At 24.2% G+C, this 21482-nt stretch carries 15 protein-coding genes and 1 pseudogene; 15 read left to right on the top strand and 1 reads right to left on the bottom strand.

All coding sequences use genetic code 11. From position 1 onward, the window contains the following. The first annotated feature begins 23 nt into the window (after positions 1–23). The 14 genes and pseudogenes from IQC44_RS09090 (at position 24) to IQC44_RS09025 (ending at position 18871) form a co-directional block, all read left to right on the top strand. Positions 24–512: a hypothetical protein gene (locus tag IQC44_RS09090; protein ID WP_198306050.1), complete on the top strand. Its 489-nt coding sequence runs from the start codon at positions 24–26 to the stop codon at positions 510–512. Between the two features lie 2 nt (positions 513–514). Continuing rightward, entirely contained in the window at positions 515–1213 is a 699-nt protein-coding gene (locus tag IQC44_RS09085; protein WP_198306049.1) for an SIR2 family NAD-dependent protein deacylase, read from the top strand. A 132-nt stretch (positions 1214–1345) separates the two neighbouring features. Continuing rightward, positions 1346–2089, top strand: coding sequence for a 3'-5' exonuclease (locus tag IQC44_RS09080; RefSeq protein ID WP_198306048.1), 744 nt, complete (start codon positions 1346–1348; stop codon positions 2087–2089). Further along, entirely contained in the window at positions 2090–4417 is a 2328-nt protein-coding gene (locus IQC44_RS09075; RefSeq protein ID WP_198306047.1) for a PD-(D/E)XK nuclease family protein, read from the top strand. Beyond that, complete coding sequence (locus tag IQC44_RS09070) at positions 4410–5732, top strand: DUF262 domain-containing protein (RefSeq protein ID WP_198306046.1); 1323 nt, start codon at positions 4410–4412, stop codon at positions 5730–5732. Before IQC44_RS09075 ends, IQC44_RS09070 begins: the two co-directional genes overlap by 8 nt. Continuing rightward, positions 5732–7630 carry a DUF262 domain-containing protein gene (locus tag IQC44_RS09065; protein ID WP_198306045.1) on the top strand — a complete coding sequence of 633 codons (1899 nt, stop codon included), beginning with the start codon at positions 5732–5734 and terminating at the stop codon, positions 7628–7630. The genes IQC44_RS09070 and IQC44_RS09065 overlap by 1 nt, the downstream gene beginning before the upstream one ends. Next, a complete protein-coding gene (locus IQC44_RS09060) occupies positions 7620–10742 on the top strand; it encodes a UvrD-helicase domain-containing protein (RefSeq protein WP_198306044.1) in 3123 nt (1040 codons plus the stop codon). Before IQC44_RS09065 ends, IQC44_RS09060 begins: the two co-directional genes overlap by 11 nt. A 28-nt stretch (positions 10743–10770) precedes the next feature. After that, the gene (locus IQC44_RS11565) at positions 10771–13191 is read left to right on the top strand and encodes an AAA family ATPase (RefSeq protein ID WP_228286316.1); all 2421 of its coding nucleotides are present in this window, start codon (positions 10771–10773) and stop codon (positions 13189–13191) included. A 165-nt stretch (positions 13192–13356) separates the two neighbouring features. Then, the gene (locus IQC44_RS09050; protein WP_198306043.1) at positions 13357–14616 is read left to right on the top strand and encodes an McrC family protein; all 1260 of its coding nucleotides are present in this window, start codon (positions 13357–13359) and stop codon (positions 14614–14616) included. A 78-nt stretch (positions 14617–14694) separates the two neighbouring features. Next, positions 14695–15981, top strand: a complete 1287-nt coding sequence (locus IQC44_RS09045) for an ATP-binding protein (RefSeq protein WP_198306042.1) — start codon at positions 14695–14697, stop codon at positions 15979–15981. A gap of 23 nt (positions 15982–16004) precedes the next feature. Beyond that, entirely contained in the window at positions 16005–16931 is a 927-nt protein-coding gene (locus tag IQC44_RS09040) for a 5'-nucleotidase (protein WP_198306041.1), read from the top strand. Positions 16932–16986: 55 nt separating this feature from the next. Continuing rightward, a complete protein-coding gene (locus IQC44_RS09035; RefSeq protein WP_198306040.1) occupies positions 16987–17868 on the top strand; it encodes a M28 family peptidase in 882 nt (293 codons plus the stop codon). Between the two features lie 18 nt (positions 17869–17886). Then, positions 17887–18131, top strand: a pseudogene (locus tag IQC44_RS09030) (DUF2779 domain-containing protein); the annotation flags it as partial. Then, complete coding sequence (locus IQC44_RS09025) at positions 18128–18871, top strand: hypothetical protein (protein ID WP_198306038.1); 744 nt, start codon at positions 18128–18130, stop codon at positions 18869–18871. The pseudogene IQC44_RS09030 and the gene IQC44_RS09025, both read left to right, overlap by 4 nt. Before the next feature lie 267 nt (positions 18872–19138). Here the strand turns inward: IQC44_RS09025 and IQC44_RS09020 are convergent, their stop codons facing one another. Beyond that, positions 19139–20437 (bottom strand): DNA polymerase Y family protein, encoded by a 1299-nt coding sequence (locus IQC44_RS09020; protein ID WP_198306037.1) that lies wholly within the window; start codon positions 20435–20437, stop codon positions 19139–19141. Between the two features lie 95 nt (positions 20438–20532). Here IQC44_RS09020 and IQC44_RS09015 point away from each other — a divergent pair, with 95 nt between their 5' ends. After that, positions 20533–21201, top strand: coding sequence for a LexA family transcriptional regulator (locus IQC44_RS09015; RefSeq protein WP_198306036.1), 669 nt, complete (start codon positions 20533–20535; stop codon positions 21199–21201). Positions 21202–21482: the final 281 nt, after the last annotated feature.

Below are 21482 nucleotides of genomic sequence, written 5' to 3'. Positions count from 1 at the left end.
TTAATAAATAAGAAGGATAAGATTTGTATATATTAAATAAAACTCCAATATTTCTTGAATTTCTAAAAAGATTTATGTCTAAAGCTGGATATGTTTTTAAAGATGAAATTATTCAAAATAGACTATTTTTACACTCAAAATGTAACTGTGGACAAAAAGATTGTGCAACAGTGTATTTAAAATCTAAAAAACCTTTTAAAGAAGAGTCCACAGGAATAAATATCTTTAATACAAATAAAGGTTATATTATAGTTCATATCTTAGATGATGGTTATTTTGAGTTTGAAGCTTTGATTTATAAAAAATATCCATATAAAAAAGAGATTGATAAATTTTTTAATAAAAATAGAAAAATAGATAAAAAATTACCAAAAATAAAAACTAAAGTTAAAAAAATATCAGATAAAAATAAGAAAAAAATAGATGATTATTTTAAAGATTTAGAGTTTTTAGAACCAAATATAATAGATTTAGGCGAAATAGATTTCAACGAGATAAAGAAAAAGGATTAAAATTGGCAAAAGTAATAATTTTAAGTGGTGCAGGAATTAGTGCTGAGAGTGGAATATCAACTTTTAGAGATGAAGATGGACTTTGGGAAAACCATAAAATAGAAGATATTTGTGTTAGCGGTTGTTTGGATTTTAATAAAGATAATACAATAAAATTTTATGATATGTTAAGGGTAAATTTAAAAGATAAAAAACCAAATTATGCTCATGAAGTTGTAGCAAAATTAAAAAATAAATATCCAGATGATATTGCAGTTATTACTCAAAATGTTGATAATATGTTTGAAAAAGCAAACTGTAAAGATGTACTTCATTTACATGGTTTTTTACAAGAAATTAGATGTGTAAACTGTAATAATATTGTAAATATAGGATATGAAGAGCAGTTTAAAAAGCATGAAACTTGCCCAAAATGTAGTGGCTTTTTAAGACCAAATATTGTCTTTTTTGCTGAAGATGCTCCAAAATATATAAATATGTATAATGAATTTTATGATTGTGAAGTTTTAGTTGTAATAGGAACTAGCGGAGCTGTTATAAATACGGATAGACTTTTAACTTCAAAAATTAAATTTTCTATCTTAAATAACTTAGAAAAAAGTGTATTTTTAAATGATACACTTTACTCAAAAGTTTTGTATAAAAAAGCCAGTTTGGCTATTGATGAGATTGCAAAAGATATTGAAGAGTATTTAAAATAAGTTATTTGTTTAAATTTTGTATAGATATAACACAATTATTTTTATTTCTTTATTTTACCCATAACTAGACATTATTTGTAATGTAACTATAATATAATATAATAATAAACACAAAAAACTAGGGGATTTTTAATGGCAAAATATGTACTTTTTGATACAGAAACAACTGGCGCAAGCGAAGAAGATAGAATTATTCAAATAGGTTCAATGATAATTGATATAAAAGAGCCAATTGAAGTATATGATGAATTATGTTCTTGTGAAATTCCTATAAAACTTGAAGCTATGGAAGTACATAATATTACTCCTGATTTATTAGAAAATAAACCAAAATTTATTGATTCAAAATTTTATAGAAGATTAAATGAACTAAATAGTAGTGAAAACTTTTTAATTGCTCATAATTTACCTTTTGACTTAGGAATGTTACAAAAAGAGGGATTTAAAAACAATTTTACTTTGATTGATACTCTAAGATGTGCTAGACATCTTTTAGAAGATTCACCTTATCATCGATTACAATATTTAAGATATTCACTTGAACTATATAAAAATGAGTTAGAAGAAGCAAATAAACATAATATTACTATTAAAGCCCATGATGCAATTGGTGATGTGTTAGTTATGAAACTACTTCTTTCAAAATTAGTAACTCTAGCAAAAGAGCAATATACACAAACACATCCTATGCAAACATTAACAGATTTAACAAAAACTCCTGTATTTATTAAAAAATTTAAATTTGGAAAATATAAAGGTAGAAATATTGAAGATATTTGTAATGAAGATATTGAATATATAAATTGGTTTAAGGCTAATATGCAATTGGATGAGGACATGAAATATACACTTGATAAAATCGTGGGAAATATATAAATGAATTTAAAACAAAATCTAATAATTACATACTCAAATCAAAAAGTAAGAGAATTAAAAAAATCTTTAAAAAATCCATTTGATAAGGTAATTACCTTATCATCATTTGTAAATGAATTTTTTGAAAAAAATAGTTTTAAAACATTGATAAAACCTTTTATTGCTACGGCATTTCTTTATAAAATCATAAAAGATGAAAATATAGAGTATTTGGATTTTATATCTCAAAATAGTGATACTTTAGATTTAATTTACGATTTTATTTTAAAAATAAATGCTTCAAAAGTTGAATTATCTAAAATTCTAAAAGATGAAAAATTAAAAGCTATTGAGATATTAAATATTAAATATAAAGAGTTTAAATATAAAAACAATCTAGTAGATATGAATGATATTTTTCAATTAATTATTGATAATTTTGATAAAAATGATTTTACTAAATATGAAAAAATATATATAGATAGTTTTGAAATAGAAAATATTAAATTATATAAGTCAAATTTAGAGTTAGAGTTAATTAATCTATTTAGAGAAATATCAATACCTTTAGAACAAACTATAAATACAAATATATCTGCAAAATTATATAAACTAAACAAACAACCTTTTGATATAAATGAAGAAGTAGAATGTGCTTTAAAACTATCTCGTAAACTTCTTGAAGATGATGAAAATCTAAAATCAAATGATATATGTATAGTTACTACTGATATAAATGAATATGCACCAATATTTAGATTATATCTTCCAAAATATGAGTTAAAGGGATTTGATTCAAAAGGTATTTCTTTAAAACTTTTTAGTGGTAAAAAATCATCTAATTTACAAGTTAAAATGGCATTTGATGAAATAGAAAAAGAGTTGAAGTTTTATGATGAAAGTTGTAAGAAATTTGGTTTAAATATTGATTTGCAAAAAATAAAAGAGAAACTTGCAAATGAAACATATATTCTTGAAGATAAAATTGGAATAGAGCTAACAGAAGCAAATCAGTTAATAGGACTCAATAAACAGTTTGAGCATATTATTTTTATAGGAACTGATATAAATCATTTTCCACCAAAAAGAAGTGATAATTTTTTATTTACAAGCCAAATAGCTCAAGATTATTTTTGTGAGAATAGTTATTATGAAAGTTCACTTTTTCAATATAAAGAGTTGAAAAAATTAACTAAGAACTTATATATTTTATATCCTAAATATAAAGATAAAAGAGAGCTAACAGCTTCAATTATTATTGATAAAAACATAGAAAATTTAGTAGATATTTCAAATATCAAAGCAAAAAAAGAGAAAATTAAAAAAGAAGATTTTCTTGATTCTATAACTTTGCAAGAGTTCACAAAATATGATGGTTTGGAAGTGTCAGGAGTAAAAGCAAATCATTTATCAGCTTCACAATTAGGTTCTTATGCAAAATGTCCATTAAAATATTTATATATAAATAAATTAAGAATAAGAACTCCAAGAGAAGATGAAGATGGATTTGATGTTGCACAAATGGGAACTTTGATGCACTCATGTTTTGAAGCTTTTGCAAAAAAAGTTCAAGGCAATAAAATTTTAGGAATAGAAGCTTTTAAATCTATTATGTTTGATGTTTTAGATGAAGAGTATCAATTATTTATAAATAATCCAGATAATGAGATAAAAGAAGAAAATATCTTACATTTACTTTATAAATATACACTTGCAAGAGGTTTAAAAGATGATAAAAGTGATGGATTATTAATCAAATTCATAAATTATTATCAAGAGAAGAAAGAGGAGCTAAACTATTTTATAAATAGTGAATTTGAGAAAGAGTTTGCTTTAGATGATGAATTAAAACCATATAAATTAACAGATGAAAATGATAAAAACTATTTTATAAAAGGTTACATAGATAGATTTGATAATTTAGAAAATCAAGTAAATATTGTAGATTATAAATCAAAAAAAGCAAATGGAGTTCTGCAAGATAAACTTGAAGAGATTATGAATTTCAAAGATTTCCAACTTGGACTTTATACTTTATACTCAACGCAAGAATATAAAAAAGATGTTGATTCATATTTACTAACATTTAAAACAGACAATGATTACACAAAATTTGCAAGAGTTACCACTAATAACGAGCTTATTCCTCAAAATAGAGGTAAAGATACAGGTGTTTGGTATGATGAAAATTATAAAAATGATTTAAAATCAAATATTTTTGCAATCAAAGAAAAAATAGAAAATGGTGATTTTAGATTTGATAGTAGTGATGATACATATTGTGGTTATTGTGAAATAGGGTTTATGTGTAATAAGAGTTTGTTGAATAAAGGGAAGATAGATGAGTGAACAAGTGGAAAGAGTAAATATTGTAAAAGTACAAGAATTAATAAAAATTACAAATTTAAATATACCAGAGTATCAAAGACCTTATAAATGGACGATTAAAAATGTTAATCAGTTAATAGATGATATTTTTCTTTTTAAAGACAATAAATCATATCGATTTGGAACAATTGTTTTACATAAGGAAAATAAAGATAATAGAGAAATATTAAATATTGTAGATGGGCAACAAAGAACTATTACACTTTTTTTGATAATTTTATCTATTAAAAATTCATTTAAAGCTAAAAAGTATTTAGAAAAACATAAAAGCAGTTCTTTAGATATTGAGAGTAAGTTTGAATTTACAAATTTATTATCTCAACACAATATAAAGCAAAATTATCAAGAAATTACTCGAAGAGTTAAGGACTTTGACACACATATAATTAATTTTATACTTGAAAAGTGTGAAGTTGTTGTGGTTACTTTAAGTGATATATCTGAGGCATTTCAATTTTTTGATTCACAAAATGCTAGAGGAAGAGATTTAGAACCTCATGATTTATTAAAAGCATTTCATTTACGAGAGATGTTTGATTGTAGTGAAGAAGAAAAAGCTCAGGTTGTAAAAGTTTGGGAAAATATGGATCAATCAAAACTATCAGATTTGTTTACTAATAGACTTTTTAGAATAAGAAATTGGTCTAAAGGTAATAGTGCAAGGTATTTTACAAAAAATGAAGTAGATTTGTTTAAAGGTATTTCTATAAATTCAAAAACTAAATCACTTGATCCTTATTCAAAAGTTTATCAAATGGCAAATGTATTTGTAGATAACTATAATAAAAGTAGTGACAGATTAGTTGATTTTAACTCTATGGATTATCCATTTCAGCTTGATTTACCCATTTTAAATGGAAAAAGATTTTTTGAGATGATTAGTTATTATGAAGTTAAATATGACAAATTTTTGAAAGAAAATGAGATCATTAAGATGTTAAATGAGTATGAGGGAAGATACAGAACAGGTGATAAATATATCAGGATGCTTTTTGATTGTGCTTTAATTTTTTATATAGATAAATTTGGTATGCAAGAGGTTGAAAAAGTAGTCGAAAAGATATTTATATGGGCATATAAGAAAAGATTAGAAATGCAAGCAGTCTATTTAGAAACCATTGATAATTATGCATTAGAAACAAATTTATTTAAAATAATTAGAGAAGCAAATTCTTATAAAGATGTTGTGAATATGCATATCTCAAAAATTAATAAATCAGATATTAGATTTGAAAATATTAATGAAAAAATCAAAACAAAAATATTGGAGTACTAATGACGACTGATAAAAATAAAATAAAATCTTTTAAGATAAAAGAACTTTTCAATTCAAATGATGAATACTTAATACCCATATATCAAAGAAACTACGCATGGCAAGAAGCCCAGGTGGTGCAACTTGTAGAAGATATTGCTGATTATGCAGAAATGAATAAAAACAATCATGTAAAAAAAACTTACTATATAGGAACATTAGTAGTATATGAAAGAATAAAAAATGGAAAAATTGTATATGAAACAATAGATGGACAACAAAGACTTACAACATTGTCTATTTTGCTTAGTGTTTTAAATAATATTTTCAAAATGCAAATTGAATTTAATGCTCTTTTGAGATTTGAAAGCAGAGAAACTTCAACAAAAACATTGGAAGCCATATATTCAGACAAAGGATTCTCTGATGATTTAAATCCTACAATGAAAAATGCTTATGACATAATCAAAAAATCAAAAAAACTTAAAAACCAAGAAAATAGAGAAATATTTAAAGATTATTTATGGAATCATGTAGAAATTCTTAGAGTCAGCGTACCTGAAGATACTGATTTAAATCATTATTTTGAAATTATGAATAATAGAGGTGAACAACTTGAGAAGCATGAAGTTTTAAAATCTTATATGTTAGCTGTATTTAAAGAAGAAGAAATTAGAGAAAGAAAAGTTTTTTCAAAAATATGGGACGCTTGTTCTGATATGAGCAGATACGTACAGTATGGATTTAATACAAGTGAAAGAGTAAGTCTTTTTGGAGATAATTGGGATAAGTTTAACAAAATAAATTTTGATAATGTACTAGAAATTTTAAAAGAAGAGGGAACTATCAGCAACAATGGTATATCACTTCAAGAAATTATCAATAAAAAAGAATATGAGGATAATAAAAATAAAAATGAGGATAATAAAACATCTGAAAGATTTACCTCACCAGTAAATTTCCAAAATTTTTTGCTTCATGTATTGAGAATTCAAAAAAAAGATGATGACATTCCACTTGATGATAAAAGATTGATTGAGACATTTAAACCTTATTTAGAAGAAAAAGATTTTGTACAAACTTTTGGATTTAACTTATTAAAGGCAAAATATTTATTTGATAATTACATTTTAAAAAGAGATTATAGTGATGGTAGAAAAGAAGATGGAGAATGGAGTCTAAAAAAATTATTAAAAGGAACTTCATCTGCTCAATATAACAATAGTTTTGGAGATGAACAAAATGATAATCAAAATAAAAAGCTTATTAAACTTCTATCTATGTTTCATGTATCCAATCCATCCCAAATATATAAACACTGGCTTACGGGAGCATTAAATCATTTATATAGACAAGATGAAAATAATATCAATGCAAATAAATATATAATATATTTAGAAAAACAAGCTGAATTATTTTTGAAAAATAATTATTTAGCTCATATTTCTAATAATTATAAAGACATAATTTTTAATGATAATCTTAAAATCAATACGGATATTAATTTAGAATTACTAAATCAAGGCACTAATGTAGAAAATTTTATTTTTAATTATTTAGATTATTTGTTATGGGATAAAGATAATCTAAAATATAAAGATTTCCATTTTACATTTAGAAGCTCTGTTGAACATTTTTATCCTCAAAACCCACGTGATGGACAAGATGAACTAGATAATATAACTCTTAATAGTTTTGGAAATTTATGTTTGATAAGTGCAAGTAAAAATTCTAAATTAAGTAATTATCAACCTGAAGCAAAATCAGATCATTACTACAAAAGTGGTTATGACAGTCCAAAACAAATGTTAATGATGGAAAAAATGAAAAAATCTAATAAATGGTGGAAAGATGAAATTTTAGATCACCAAAAAGAAATGATAAATCTTTTAATTAAGGATTTAAATAATGCTAAATAAATTCACAATACAAAAATCATTTGCCATAAATGCAGGTGCGGGAAGTGGAAAAACATATACTTTAAGTAGAAGATATATAAATGCTATTTTAGGATTTGATTTCTTTAGAGAAAAGGGATTTGAAGATATTTATTTTGAAAATCTAAAACAAGCTACCACAAAACAAATAGTAACTATTACATATACTGAAGCTGCTGCACTTGAAATGAAAGAGAGAATATTTGGACTTATCTCAAAAATTCTTTCAGTTGATAGTTTAGATGATAAAGATGCAGATAAAAGCTCTATTTTAGAAGCTTTTAAAATTTTAAATCTTGAGCAAAAAAATTATGTGATTAATACTTTGCAACAAGCTTTAGTTCAAAGTAGTGATGCAAAGATTTCTACAATTCACTCATTTTGTTTGGATATATTAAAAACAAATGCTGATATTGCAAAGTTTGACTCACAAGTTGATATTATAAAAGATGATGAAAAAGATAAACTTATAAATGATTCGATTTTTCAAACTCTAAATAATCCTAAAAATAAAGAGATTATTAAAGAGATCTCAAAATATCTAAATCTATTTTTTATAGATACTATTTTTAAAAAATATGCTACATCATCAACTTTTAGAAAAGAGTTTGATAGTTTTGATGAAAATTCTTTAGATGAAAGAAGTTTGAAGTTTTTACTTTTGGATTTGTATAAATTGCCAGATGTAAAAGAAGATTATGAAATATTATGTAATAGATTTGATGAAGATAAATTAGAACCAAAATATAAAGATTTTTTAGCAAAATATATAGAAAACTATTTTAATTTTAATGCCTTTTCATGGGGTGAATTATCAGCCCAATTTGATGTATTAATACAATTTAATAGACGTCCATTTACACAAATGAAAGATATAAAAGATAATGTAGAAAATATAAAATCATTTGATAGTTTTTACTCTATTTATCAACCAATAAATAAAGAAAAAGAGGCACTTTTTTATAAAAAAATAGAGCTTTTAAAATCTTTGATGATAGAAACAAAAAGTTTATATGATTCTAAGTTAAAAGAGTTGGGAAAACTAGATTTTGATGAGATTATTTCAAAAGCTCATGAGATTATTAAATATGTAAATATGGATATAAAATATATGATGGTTGATGAGTTTCAAGATACAAACTCAACTCAATATGAGATTATAAAAAATGCTTTAAATAAAGATTCAAATTTGTTTGTTGTTGGTGATAGTAAACAATCAATTTACTCTTTTCAAGGTGCTGAAATAGAAGTTTTTAATGATGCAATTACTGATAAAAATTATATATCTAGTGTTGAACCTATGGATGTAAACTTTAGAAGTGATGGTGTAGTTTTAGATAATGTAAATAAGATTTTTGAAAAGCTTTTAAAAACAAATGATGAAATTACTCTTATAAAACAAAACTATGAAGCAACACCACAAGCTCTAAAAGTATCAAAAGAAGAAAAAGCTAATAAGGGTTCATTTAAATTTTTAATAAATTCAAATGTTGAAGATAGTGAAAATGATACAAATGAATTTGAACAAATAGCAAAATTCATTGCAAATATTAAATATGGAAAACTAGAAGAGTATAAACATATAAGAGAATTAATAGAAAAGCAACAAAAGGCAATTGCTGTTGTATTTGATTCTAAAACAAAAATGCTTGAATTAAAATCTTATTTATCAGAACATAATATTGAATGTAAAGTAAGTGCTAGTGAAAACTTCTATCATACAAAAGAGGTAAATGATATATTTAATCTTTTGATACACCTGCAAAATCCAAAAGATAAATATTATAAAGCAGCAGCACTTAGAACAAATATTTTAAGATACAGTGATGATGAGATATATCAAATTATCTCAAAAGATTTAGAAATTGAAGAATTGAATAGTTTAAAAAATGAGTTTGATACTAGAATATTAAGTGATTTTGTATTGTATGTATATCAGAAATACTCTTTCAAAGAGTTACAAAATTATTTTAGCGATAGTGAGCAAAAAAAAGCTAACTTAGATAAGTTTTTATTTAAAGTTTTAGATTACGAAAACTCAAATGGAAATGATACATATATGTTTTTAAAACAGTGCGAAAAGAATATTTACTTTAGTGAAGCTGGAGAAGATGAAGTATTTTTTAAATCTGATAATTTAGAAAGTATTCAACTTTGTACAATTCATAGTACAAAAGGTTTAGCTTATCCTATGGTAATTTTGGCAAATAGTGATAAAAATGTATATTCTCAAATACAAAGTGATAGTATCAAACATAATAGTTTTACTTTAGTTTCAAACAATGAAAAGAAACTAATAACAGGTTTTAAAGTAGATGATTATGAACCACTTAGTTTTAGACTTTTAAAACAAATAGATAAATTAAAACATTTAGCAGAGAAAAAAAGACTTTTATATGTGGCACTTACAAGAGCTGAACATGATGTGATAATTTCAGCAAATATGAAAAATTCAAATATAAGTGATAGTTCATATCTTGGAATGATTGTAAATGGTTTAGGCATAAATTCAGAAGATTTATTTAACAAAGATTTTGAGGGTTGTATCACAAATCTTGAAAATATAGAAATATCAAAAGAGACTAAAGTTTTAGAAAACAAAGAAGTAGTTTTAAAAGAACTAAAATTTGAAGAGTATATAAAACCAATAAGTGCTACAAGTTCTTCAATAAATGAAGATAATCTTGCTACAAAACTTGGAACTATCACCCATAAAATATTTGAACTTTATTGGAATAAATTTGATGAAATAGATATTGAACTTATACTTAATAAATTTGAAATAATTGAAGAAAATGAACAATTAAAAATCAAAAATTCAATAGAAAACTTTAAAAGTAGTGATGTTTACAAGCTATTAAAATCTAGTGTTGAACATAGATTTGAGTTAGAGTTTAACTATCAAGATAAAAAGGGTTTTATTGATTTAGTTTATTTTGATGAAAGTAAAGCAGGGTGGATAATAATAGATTTTAAAACAGGAATTAAATCTCAAGAAAAAGAAGAAAAATATCAAAAACAGTTGAATTTTTATGAAGAGGTTTTAAGTGATATTGGTATGAGTGTTGTTGGGAAAGAGATTTTGTGGGTTTAAAAAGAAAAAAATTAAAGGATAGTTGTCAATGAATGAGAAATTAGGTTTAATAGTAAATAGTCAAGAATATTATTTCCAGAAATTAGAAGATGCATTTAAAAAATTTGATGATTATAAAATAAGTAATAATCAAATAGATATATTAATTGATAAGGTGAGCAAATTTTACGATAATAATAAATCAAAAAATAATAAATTTTTAGAGTTTATTGAAGAAAATAAAGAATTTAAAGAAGTTTTTAATCTAATTGGTCAAATAATATCTATGTGTGATTTAAATGCTTCAAATAAAGAGTATTTTAATCCTTATGATGACAATAGAGTTGTTGCTAAAGCAGGTGTAAGACAAAATGATTGGATAATAAATTTATTAAAATATAAAAAAAATGGTTTGGAAGAGATTCCACCTTCAATTAAAGCTACAATAGAATATATAAAAGATCCTGAGAATAATTTAACAGTATTATCAAAAAACCATAAAAATTTAATTTCTAAAAAACTTTTGAATAGAGAGTATTCTCAAGATACATTTATCTCAAAATTAAAAGAATATTTTGATAAAGAATTAAATAATTATCAAGTGATTAACAAAAAAAATATTAACATTATTATTAGTAATTTACTTTATACAAATGAAATCAAAAATATATGGCTTTCAGAACAATATATAGAAGATGCTTTTAAAAAATGGTTGTTAAGTATTAAAAAATTAGAAACATCGACTTTTAATAAATATACAAGTAGATTAAAGAATGGAATCCCTCAAAAGTTAATTGACGTCAAATTTAAAACTAAAAAAGAAAGCTTATATACTTTAACAAGTTCTGATCTAATGAAGATTAATGAGTTATTTGAAAAAAATAGTTATGATTTACAAAGTTGGAATAGAGATAAAACTAAGACGGAGGCATCGAATTCATTAAAATATTTAATAGAATTTTTTAACAATAATGAAGAATTTGTAACAGTATCAGAAAAATTAAAAGGAAAATATAACATGTCAACTAACAGTAAACTACCACTGAATCAAATATTATATGGAAGTCCAGGGACTGGGAAAACTTACAATACTATAAATAAAGCTTTGGAAATTATTTTTGAGAAAGAGTTAGGCGAGAATTATTTAAAGTTATCTAGTAAAGAAAAAGAAGAAAAGCTTATTTCAGAAGCTAAAAATATTTATGAATCAAATAAAACAAAAATTTCATTAAAAAAAGAAGATAATGATAGAGAATTATTAAAACAAGTTTTTGAATATTATAAAGAACAAGGACAAATAGAGTTTGTAACATTTCATCAAAGTTATGGATATGAAGAGTTTGTTGAGGGAATAAAAGCTATTTCACCAGATGATGAACGGAATCCAACAGATGATTTAATTTATAAAGTTGAAGCAGGTATTTTCAAAAAGCTTTGTGAAAATGCAAAAATTATTAAAGCTCAAACTAATAAATTAGATTTTGATTGGGATAGAGGAAACATTTTTAAAATGTCTTTAGGTGGAAAAAGTGATTTAGAGATATTAGATTGGTGTTTAGATAATGAATATATAAGTATGGGCTGGGGAAATGAAATTGATTTTAGTAGTATAACTGCCCAAAGTTGGGAATCTTTTAGAGATAAAGCAAAATCTCTTTATCAAAATTTAGATACAGATAGATTTACTTTACAAGCAATGTATGCTTTTAAAGAATGGATGAAAAAAGATGATTTAGTATTTGTTTCTTTAGGTAATTTAAAAATAGTTGCCATTGGTCAAGTTGTTGGTGATTACGAATATAAAGAAAATATTGATGAAATTAGATATTCACAATTTAGAAAAGTTAAATGGCTTTTCATTGATAAATCTGGGATTCCAGTAGAAAGATTATTAAACAAAAAATTAAGTCAACAAACAATCTATAATTTGGATAAATCTTATGTGAAAAAAGATTTCCTAAATTCTTTATTTATTGAAAATAATGATGAGCAATTAAAAAATTATGTTTTAATAATCGATGAAATAAATAGAGGAAATATATCAAAAATATTTGGGGAACTTATTACACTTATTGAACCCTCAAAAAGAATAGGAGCTGATGAAGAGATAAAAGTAAAATTGCCTTATAGTGGTAAAGAATTTGGAGTACCAAAAAATCTTTATATCATAGGTACTATGAATACAGCTGATAGAAGTATTGCTCCAATTGATACAGCACTTAGACGAAGATTTGTATTTGAAGAGATGGCTCCAAAGTCTGATTTATTGAGTAAAAATATTGAAAGTGTTAATTTACAATCATTACTTGAAGCTATAAATACACGAATAGAGTATTTATACGATAGAGACCATACTATCGGACATGCTTATTTAATAGATGTAAAAACTTTAGATGATTTAATATTTGTATTTAAAAATAAGATAATCCACTTCTTGCAGAGTATTTTTATGAAGATTGGGAAAATATAGATTTAGTTTTAAATCAAAATGGATTTATAATTCCAAATACTGAGAATAAATCATATTTATCAAAAAAAATAGAAGATAAAATCAGAAATAAAATTACTTATAAAGTAAGTGATGATAGCACTTGGACAAAAGAACACTTTATAAATATATACAAAAATTTAGAAAATGAAGAATAAAGCAACTATTAGCGAATTTGGACTTATTGGAATTGGAGAAAAACCATCTAGTAAGTTTTTATCCACTCAAGTTTGCTCAGATTTTTACAAAGAGTTAGAATCTTTTGCTAAAACAGATAAAGGTAAAGATGTTTTACAATTTACTGGAAATGGTAGATATTTACAAGCAAAAAGTTATGTAGGAACTATTCAAACGACAAGTGGATTTATTCTTGAGATATTACCAAAAACTGTAAAAGATAATGATGTAGAAAAATCAAAACAAATCTTTATGAAACTTTTACATTTACTTTATAAATTGCCAAATTATAAAAATATTGATAGTGCAAATTTTGAACTAATTAAAAATTTAGAGATTTTTGAAATATTTATTTTTATGTTTTTAGAAGAAGTAGGAATTATTATAAAAAAAGGGATAAAGTCTGATTATGTAGGGTTTGAAGATAATCTTTTTTATCTCAAAGGAAAACTTTTAATAAATGAGCAAATAAAAAGAAATAGTGTTCATAAAGAGAGATTTTATGTACAATATGATGAGTATAATCAAAATAGAGCAGAAAATAGACTTATAAAATCAACCTTAAAACTATTATCAAATCTTTCAAAAGATTTTAATAACCAAAGAAAAATAAGACAATATTTAGAACATATGAATTGGATTGATTTATCACTTAATATTGATAAAGATTTTTCTATGGTTAAAACAGGTCGTGGAATGGAACACTACAAAAATGCTCTGATTTGGTCTAAAGTATTTTTGAAAAAAGAGTCATTTAGCTCTTTTAGTGGAGATACTGTTGCATTTGCTATTTTGTATCCAATGGAAAAACTTTTTGAATGTTTTGTAGAGTGGTGGCTCGAAAAAAAATATCCACATCTTCAAATAGAAGCTCAAAATGGTGGAGTTGTTTTTGTAAAAAAACTATTTACTGTAAGACCTGATTTTTTAATCAAAAAAGATAATCAAGTTATTTGTATAGCAGATGCAAAATGGAAATTAATAGAGAGTGATAAAGAGTTTTCACAAAGTGATTTTTATCAGTTATTTGCTTATAAGCATATATTTTTAAAAGAACAAAAAGAGAATTATATAGATGAAATTTGTGAACTTATGAGTTTAAAAATTTATTATCCAAAATCAGATTTTTTAGAAAATAATAGAATATTTGAATATTTTGATAATACAGAAATCAAAATAGTTCCTCTTGATATTGAAACAAAATTATTAAAAGAGAGCAAAAATTTATAGAAGGAATTAAAAAATTGTTAAAATATTTATAAATAATATGCTAATATACAGAATACATTCCTAAAAAGGATAAAATATATGGAATCAATTCTTTTAGAAGATAACCCACACTGGAACAATTTAAGTGCTTATGATAATTTTATAAGTCGTGAATTATTGCCAAAAGCAGTTTCATACTTAACTGTAAAACAAATTTTAGCACTTATTGGTGCAAGAAGAGTTGGTAAAAGCACTCTAGCAAAGCTTATGATAAAAGAGCTTTTAAAAACTGTTGAAGCAAAAAATATATTTTTCATAAATCTTGAAAAACCAGAGTTTATTCCTTATAAACAAGATGCAAGTTATTTAGCAGAAATATTTGATAATTATCTAAAATTAGCTAATCCAAACTTATCAGAAAAAATCTATTTTTTTATAGATGAGATACAAATATTTAAAAATTGGGAAGTATTTGTAAAATCAAAATATGAAAATAGCAATATCAAATTTATTATCACAGGCTCAAATTCATCACTACTTACAAGTGATTTTGCAACTGTTTTAACTGGAAGAGTTCTTAAAATATCTGTTCATAGTTTTAGCTTTACAGAGTTTTTAAAATTTAAAAATATCTCTTATGGCTCTAGAATAGAACAAATATCAAATAAAATAGAAATATCTAGAGCAAAAGATGAGTATCTTAAATGGGGTGGATATTATGATGTAATAAGTACAGATGATGTGATAATAAAAAAAGATATACTAAAAAATATTGCAGAAGATATCATTTTTAAGGATATTGTTCCAAGATACAATATAAAAAACTCATCACAACTAAAAGATCTGTTTTACTATATAGTATCAAATGCAACTTCATCACTTAATTATTTAGGTTTAGCAAAAAAAATAAATATAGATGCAAAAACTATAAAAGAGTATATAAACTATTTTGAAGATAATTTTTTAATCCATACAATTTCGTCGTATCATACTAAGATGACAGAGCAAATAAAATCTGCTAAAAAACTATATCTTAGTGATAATGGTTTTTTAAATTTAGGTATAAGTAGAACTATAAATAATGGAGTTATGTTAGAAAATGAAGTATTTGTTGTACTAAATAAATTTTGTGAAGAGCTTACATATATAAAAGAGAACTATGAGATAGATTTTAGATGTGAAAACTCACTTTATCAAGTATCATATAATATAGAAGATGAGAAAACAAGACAAAGAGAATTTAGAGCATTTGAAAATTTTGATAGTGAAAAAAAATATAAATACAAGTTAATTACCTATGATGAAACGTCACTTAACGAAGATATTGAGATAATAAAATATGAAGATTTTATTTTTGGATTTGAAGATACAAAAAGAATAAATTAAACAAAAATATAAGGAATCAAAAAATGGCATATAACCTAAACGATAAATTAGTAATTGCAATAAGCTCAAGAGCGTTGTTTGATTTAGAAGAAGAGAATCAAATATTTGAAAAAAATGGATTAGATGCTTATTATAAATACCAATTAGAAAATGAAGATAAATCTTTAAAAAAAGGTACAGGTTATAGACTTGTTGAAAATATCTTAAAAATAAATAGTTTCTTTTCTAGTGATGAAAGGCAAGTAGAAGTAATAATTTTATCAAAAAATAATGCAGCTACAAGCCTTAGAATAACAAATGCTATAAATGATTTAAAACTAGATATTATAAGGTCTGCTTGGACAAGTGGAACAAATATTTCAAACTATTTAAAAGCTTTTAAAGTAGATCTATTTTTGAGTGCTGATGATAATGATGTTTTAAATGCAATTGAAAATGGTGTTGCAGCTGCCAAAATATTACATTCAAATGAAAATATACATAATATTTCAAATGAGCAAGTAAGAATAGCATTTGATGGTGATGCTGTTTTATTTAGTGAAGAATCAGAACTTGTATATAAAAATCATGGATTAGAAGCTTTTATAGAACATGAAAAAGAGAATAGAAATAATCCACTTGAAATGGGACCTTTTGCAAAACTTCTTTTAACTATTGCAAAAATACAAGCAAAATTTCCTACTGATAAATCTCCAATTAGAACAGCTTTAGTAACAGCTAGATCAGCTCCAACTCACGAAAGAGTAATTAAAACTTTTAATCTTTGGGGAGTAAGAGTTGATGAAGCATTTTTTCTTGGAGGAACAGATAAATATGAGATACTTCAAGCCTTTGGTGCAGATATTTTCTTTGATGATCAAGATGTGCATTTAAATCTTTCTTCAAATGTAGTTCCTAGTGCAAAGGTATTAAATAAAAATATTATGTTAAGTGAAAAAATAAATAATTAGACATAGTTCTGTCCTTTTTTTCTTGTAAAATTTTACAAATTTAACAAGGATAGTTATGGTAAAAACACTAAAATACTTAACACAAATACAACCACCAAGAAATTATAGAAATATTGATTCACTAAATAATGTAGCTTTGTATCTTGATGATAGATTTAAAGATATAGGTTTAGAAACTTCTTTTCAAAATTATGTAGTTGATAATAATGAATATAAAAATGTAATAGCAACTTTAAATCCACAGTATGAAAAAAGATTAATTATTGGTGCTCATTATGATGTATGTGGAGATTTTCAAGGAGCAGATGATAATGCAAGTGCAGTTGCAGGACTTATTCAAACAGCAAAACAACTTTATGAGATAAAAAATCTATTACCAATTAGAATTGATTTTGTATGTTTTACACTAGAAGAACCACCATATTATGGAACTGAAAATATGGGAAGTTATATCTATACTAAATATTTATTTGATAATAAAATAGATGTAATAGGTATGATAAATTATGAAATGATAGGTTATTACACAAATGAAAATGTAGATTTATCAAAGTTATCAATGTTTATTACAAAAAAACAAGCAGATATTTCAAAAGGAAATTTTATAGCTATGGTTTGCGATGAACAATCACAAGAATTTATGAATGAATTTGATTTTGAAAAAATTGATAAAAAAATAGATTATGTGGAAGCTATGATTCCAACACCAACAAATCAAATAACAGTATCTGACCATCTAAATTTTTGGAAGTTTGGATATAAGGCTATTATGGTAACAGATACTGCACATTTTAGAAATCCAAACTATCATTCAGAAAATGATATATTAGAAACTTTGGATATTAAAAAAATGTATTATGTTGTAGATTTAATAGTAGAAAGTATAAAAAAAATGACAAAAAACAAGAATTTTTTAATTAGACAAAAATATGTCTAGTAGTTTATTTATAATACAAATATGAAAGGAAGTTATTCTATCAAATATGTACTTCCATCACTTGTTCCTGAGTTTGAAAATGCTTATAAAGAGTTAGATTTAATCCATAATGGTGGTGAAGCTATGGAAGCTTTTGCAAATTTATCAAAAATAGATGATGAAAAGTTGAAACAAAGATATAGAGATTGCTTTTAGAGTATTGTAAACTTGATACTTTGGCGATGGTTAAAATATTAAATAAATTAAAGGAGTGTGTGAGATGAGTAACTTTACTTGGGTGGAAATATATAAAGAAATAGTAGAAAAAATAAAGGATAAAAATACTGAAGATTTAGTTAATTTACTTAAAGATTGTGAGAATTGTCAAATAAATTATTTAAAAGATAAAAATGGAAATTTTATCGCTTTAGATTTGTTTACATTTTTTGGGACTTTTAACAGAGATGTAAAATTTGAGAATAGAATTAAAGTATTAATACATTTAAAAGATAAGCTTAAATTAACAAGTAATCTTCCAAGCGATTTCAGTGGAATACCTACCATGAACAATCAAAATAGTTGGTTTTACTGGGGTGGAAATCCAGAAAATGAAAAAGATATTACTAAATTAAATGAATTATTTATATTTGCAATACCTGAAGATAAGAATTTAAATATTGAAGAAAAATTTAATGAGTGTCTTGACATTAGTGGTGTAGGACTAAGTAAATTAACAACTGGACTTTTTTGGATTAACCCTGAAAAATTTATGCCAATAGCTGGACCAGTTATATCACATTTGAAAAGAAAATTTCCTAATTTTGGGCATGAGAATGAAAAAGGTGCAAAAGCATGGGATAAAATATTCAAAGGGATGAAGTGGGAACAATACAATATAGTTCTTAATTTCTTGAATAATGAAAAAATTAATTTAAATGGTAAAAAGTCTTTTAAAGAGCTATCTTTAGAATCTATTGAAAGTAGTGTAGAAAATGAGATACTTGAAAACAAAAATATTATATAAAATACACACTTTTTTATGGAAAACATACTGACTTTATTATCAATCCTCTTCGATAATATAAGCTACCACACAAAAAATCTCTTTTTTGTGTAATTTTTGAATAAGTTGGTAAATACAACTTTAATAACTTGCTATAAACCAGTTATAATTACACTTATAGATTTAGCTATTTTATAATTGGAAATTTAAATATTTTTTTGAATATAAATCAATGTTACTTTTTTTACTGAATTTTTAAATTTTTGAATAAAATAATATTTATATCATTTAACCATTCAACTCTTCACTAGCATATCTAATAATATCAACACCATATTTGTCTCTTACTTTTAATAGGTTTTCATTTAATGCTTTATATTTTAGATCTTTTTTATAATCTATTACTGAAAATGTTTTTAAGTTACTATATGAATTTGCAAAGTTAGATGCACTTATTGCTATATAGTGGATTTTATAGTTTAATCTATTATCTAATTTTTTTATCATTGATTTTGATAAATCTATTAGAAATTTTTCATTAAATAGTCTATTTTCAGTAATTGATTGAGAGTTTTTTAATCCATACTCATATCTAATTTTAAAGTAAAAAGTAGTTGGATTTAATTTTAATTTTGTAATTGTATAACTTAGATATCTGGCAAGTATAATTACTCTTCTATAAATTTCATCTCTAGCAATAATTGCTTTAAAATTTCTACTAATTCCAATACCTCTTCTATCATTATATGGTATTACTTTGTCGTTATCAGTTCCACAAATTCTCTCATATAAATCTCTTCCAGTTTTTCCATAAGCATATAGTAAATTAGGTCGTTCTCTTAACTGTGCTAATGTTTGAATTCTATAATCACTTAATTTTTTACCTATTGCACTTCCAACACCTGGAAAATCATTTACACTAATATCTTTTGTGTAATCAAAAACTTTTTCTTGCTCTAGTGCTATTACTCCAAAAGGCTTTACGCAATCAGTTAAAAGTTTTGCTATCCATTTACTACAACTAGCTCCAATGGTAATAGGAAGATCAAATTTAGCTTTTATTTCATCTCTTAAATCTTTAATAAAATCTAATGTATCACTATCTTTAATCCAACCATTTAAATCTCCAAAAAACTCATCAATTGAGTATTGTTCAAGTATAGGTATTTTAAATTCAAGATATGCTTTTAGCTTTTGAGATAGTTCTTGATAAAATAGATGATCACTAGGAATAATGATTAAATTAGGACACATATATATTGCTTCTCTTAATGGAGTTCCTGTTTTTATACCATAAGGTTTACACTCATAGCTTTTTGCAATTACTATTCCATGAATTTCACCATTTTCATCTAAAAACTCATCTCTCCAAGCTTTTAATATATTATTAGCATCATAATTGTTTCTAAACTCTAATACACTATTAAATGCTCCAGTATCACCAAGAATTACACCTTGTTTTTTATCTTTAGAAAATATCTTTTTATCACTACTTTTAGCAACAACAACATTTTTATCTTTTAAAAAAGGGTATCTAGTTCTCTCAGCACTTACAAAATAGCAATCTAAATCCAAATGTATCTTCATATTTATCCCAAAATTATATTTAATTAAAGGAATTATAATTATAATTGCAAATATGAATAAAAAAGTTAAATAATATTTAACTAAAGGTAAAAAATATGGATATAAATGAGATTATTGATAAAATAAAAGATATATTATCAAATGAATTAGATAATAAAAGAGTATTTGATAAAGATGTAGCAGCTGCTTTAAATCTTTCAAAACAATCTCTATCAATTCTAAAGAAAAAAAACTCTGTTCCATATGAAGAGATAGCAAAGTTTTGTGCAATAAGAAAAATATCTATTAATTGGGTTTTATTTGATCAATTACCAAAATCACTAGAAGAACAAACAGAAAAATATTCAAGAATAAAATATTTTAATGAAATCAATGCAAGTGCTGGAGGTGGTGGATTTAATTATGATGAGAATTTTGAGTATCTAAATATTGATAAAAAGATATTAAACTCTTTATATAAATCAAACAACTCAAATACTGAATATATAATTGCATTAAATGTTATAGGTGATTCAATGGAACCAACACTGCTAAATAAAGAAGTAATTTTATTTGAAAAAAATAATACAGATATTTCAAAAGGTGGAATATTTATTATTTCAACAAATATAGGATTACTAGTAAAAAGAGTATCTTTAAAATTAGATGGCTCAATAGAGTTAATAAGTGATAATAAAAACTATAATAGTGAAATAATACAAAATAGTGAACTTGATACTATTCAAATCTTAGGTAAGGTTGTTGGCAAAGTTGGGTTGGTGTGATAGGATTTATCCTCTTAATGCAAAAAACCTCTTCTTTTAAGGAGAGGATGTAAGCATATTAAACTTTGAAAACGAGATATTAATTAGCTTATGGTTTTTGGAATGAACCACAAACATTAGGTAATCTTTTTAGAGATTTAGAGTGTCAGCTTGAAACCCTTGCAATTTCGATGGAACTATTTATAAAAATATTAGAACAACTAGTTAGCCCAAGAAATTGTCAAGAGAAATAAAGATTTACTTCAAATTATCGTAGTTATAAGTGCTTTCACTCAAAAAGA

It is taken from the genome of Arcobacter vandammei (assembly GCF_016106035.1).
Classification (GTDB): domain Bacteria; phylum Campylobacterota; class Campylobacteria; order Campylobacterales; family Arcobacteraceae; genus Aliarcobacter; species Aliarcobacter vandammei.
Note: the sequence above shows the minus strand (reverse complement) of the source record. Positions and strands in the feature narration are given on the sequence as shown.

What these genes read in the sequence shown, in the direction of transcription:
- IQC44_RS09080 (WP_198306048.1), top strand. Translation starts at nt 1,346, where the DNA reads ATGGCAAAATATGTACTTTTTGATACAGAAACAACTGGCGCAAGCGAA.
- IQC44_RS09070 (WP_198306046.1), top strand. Translation starts at nt 4,410, where the DNA reads ATGAGTGAACAAGTGGAAAGAGTAAATATTGTAAAAGTACAAGAATTA.
- IQC44_RS09045 (WP_198306042.1), top strand. Translation starts at nt 14,695, where the DNA reads ATGGAATCAATTCTTTTAGAAGATAACCCACACTGGAACAATTTAAGT.
- IQC44_RS09035 (WP_198306040.1), top strand. Translation starts at nt 16,987, where the DNA reads ATGGTAAAAACACTAAAATACTTAACACAAATACAACCACCAAGAAAT.
- IQC44_RS09025 (WP_198306038.1), top strand. Translation starts at nt 18,128, where the DNA reads ATGAGTAACTTTACTTGGGTGGAAATATATAAAGAAATAGTAGAAAAA.
- IQC44_RS09020 (WP_198306037.1), bottom strand. Translation starts at nt 20,437, where the DNA reads ATGAAGATACATTTGGATTTAGATTGCTATTTTGTAAGTGCTGAGAGA.
- IQC44_RS09075 (WP_198306047.1), top strand. Translation starts at nt 2,090, where the DNA reads ATGAATTTAAAACAAAATCTAATAATTACATACTCAAATCAAAAAGTA.
- IQC44_RS11565 (WP_228286316.1), top strand. Translation starts at nt 10,771, where the DNA reads ATGAATGAGAAATTAGGTTTAATAGTAAATAGTCAAGAATATTATTTC.
- IQC44_RS09040 (WP_198306041.1), top strand. Translation starts at nt 16,005, where the DNA reads ATGGCATATAACCTAAACGATAAATTAGTAATTGCAATAAGCTCAAGA.
- IQC44_RS09065 (WP_198306045.1), top strand. Translation starts at nt 5,732, where the DNA reads ATGACGACTGATAAAAATAAAATAAAATCTTTTAAGATAAAAGAACTT.
- IQC44_RS09015 (WP_198306036.1), top strand. Translation starts at nt 20,533, where the DNA reads ATGGATATAAATGAGATTATTGATAAAATAAAAGATATATTATCAAAT.
- IQC44_RS09050 (WP_198306043.1), top strand. Translation starts at nt 13,357, where the DNA reads ATGAAGAATAAAGCAACTATTAGCGAATTTGGACTTATTGGAATTGGA.
- IQC44_RS09060 (WP_198306044.1), top strand. Translation starts at nt 7,620, where the DNA reads ATGCTAAATAAATTCACAATACAAAAATCATTTGCCATAAATGCAGGT.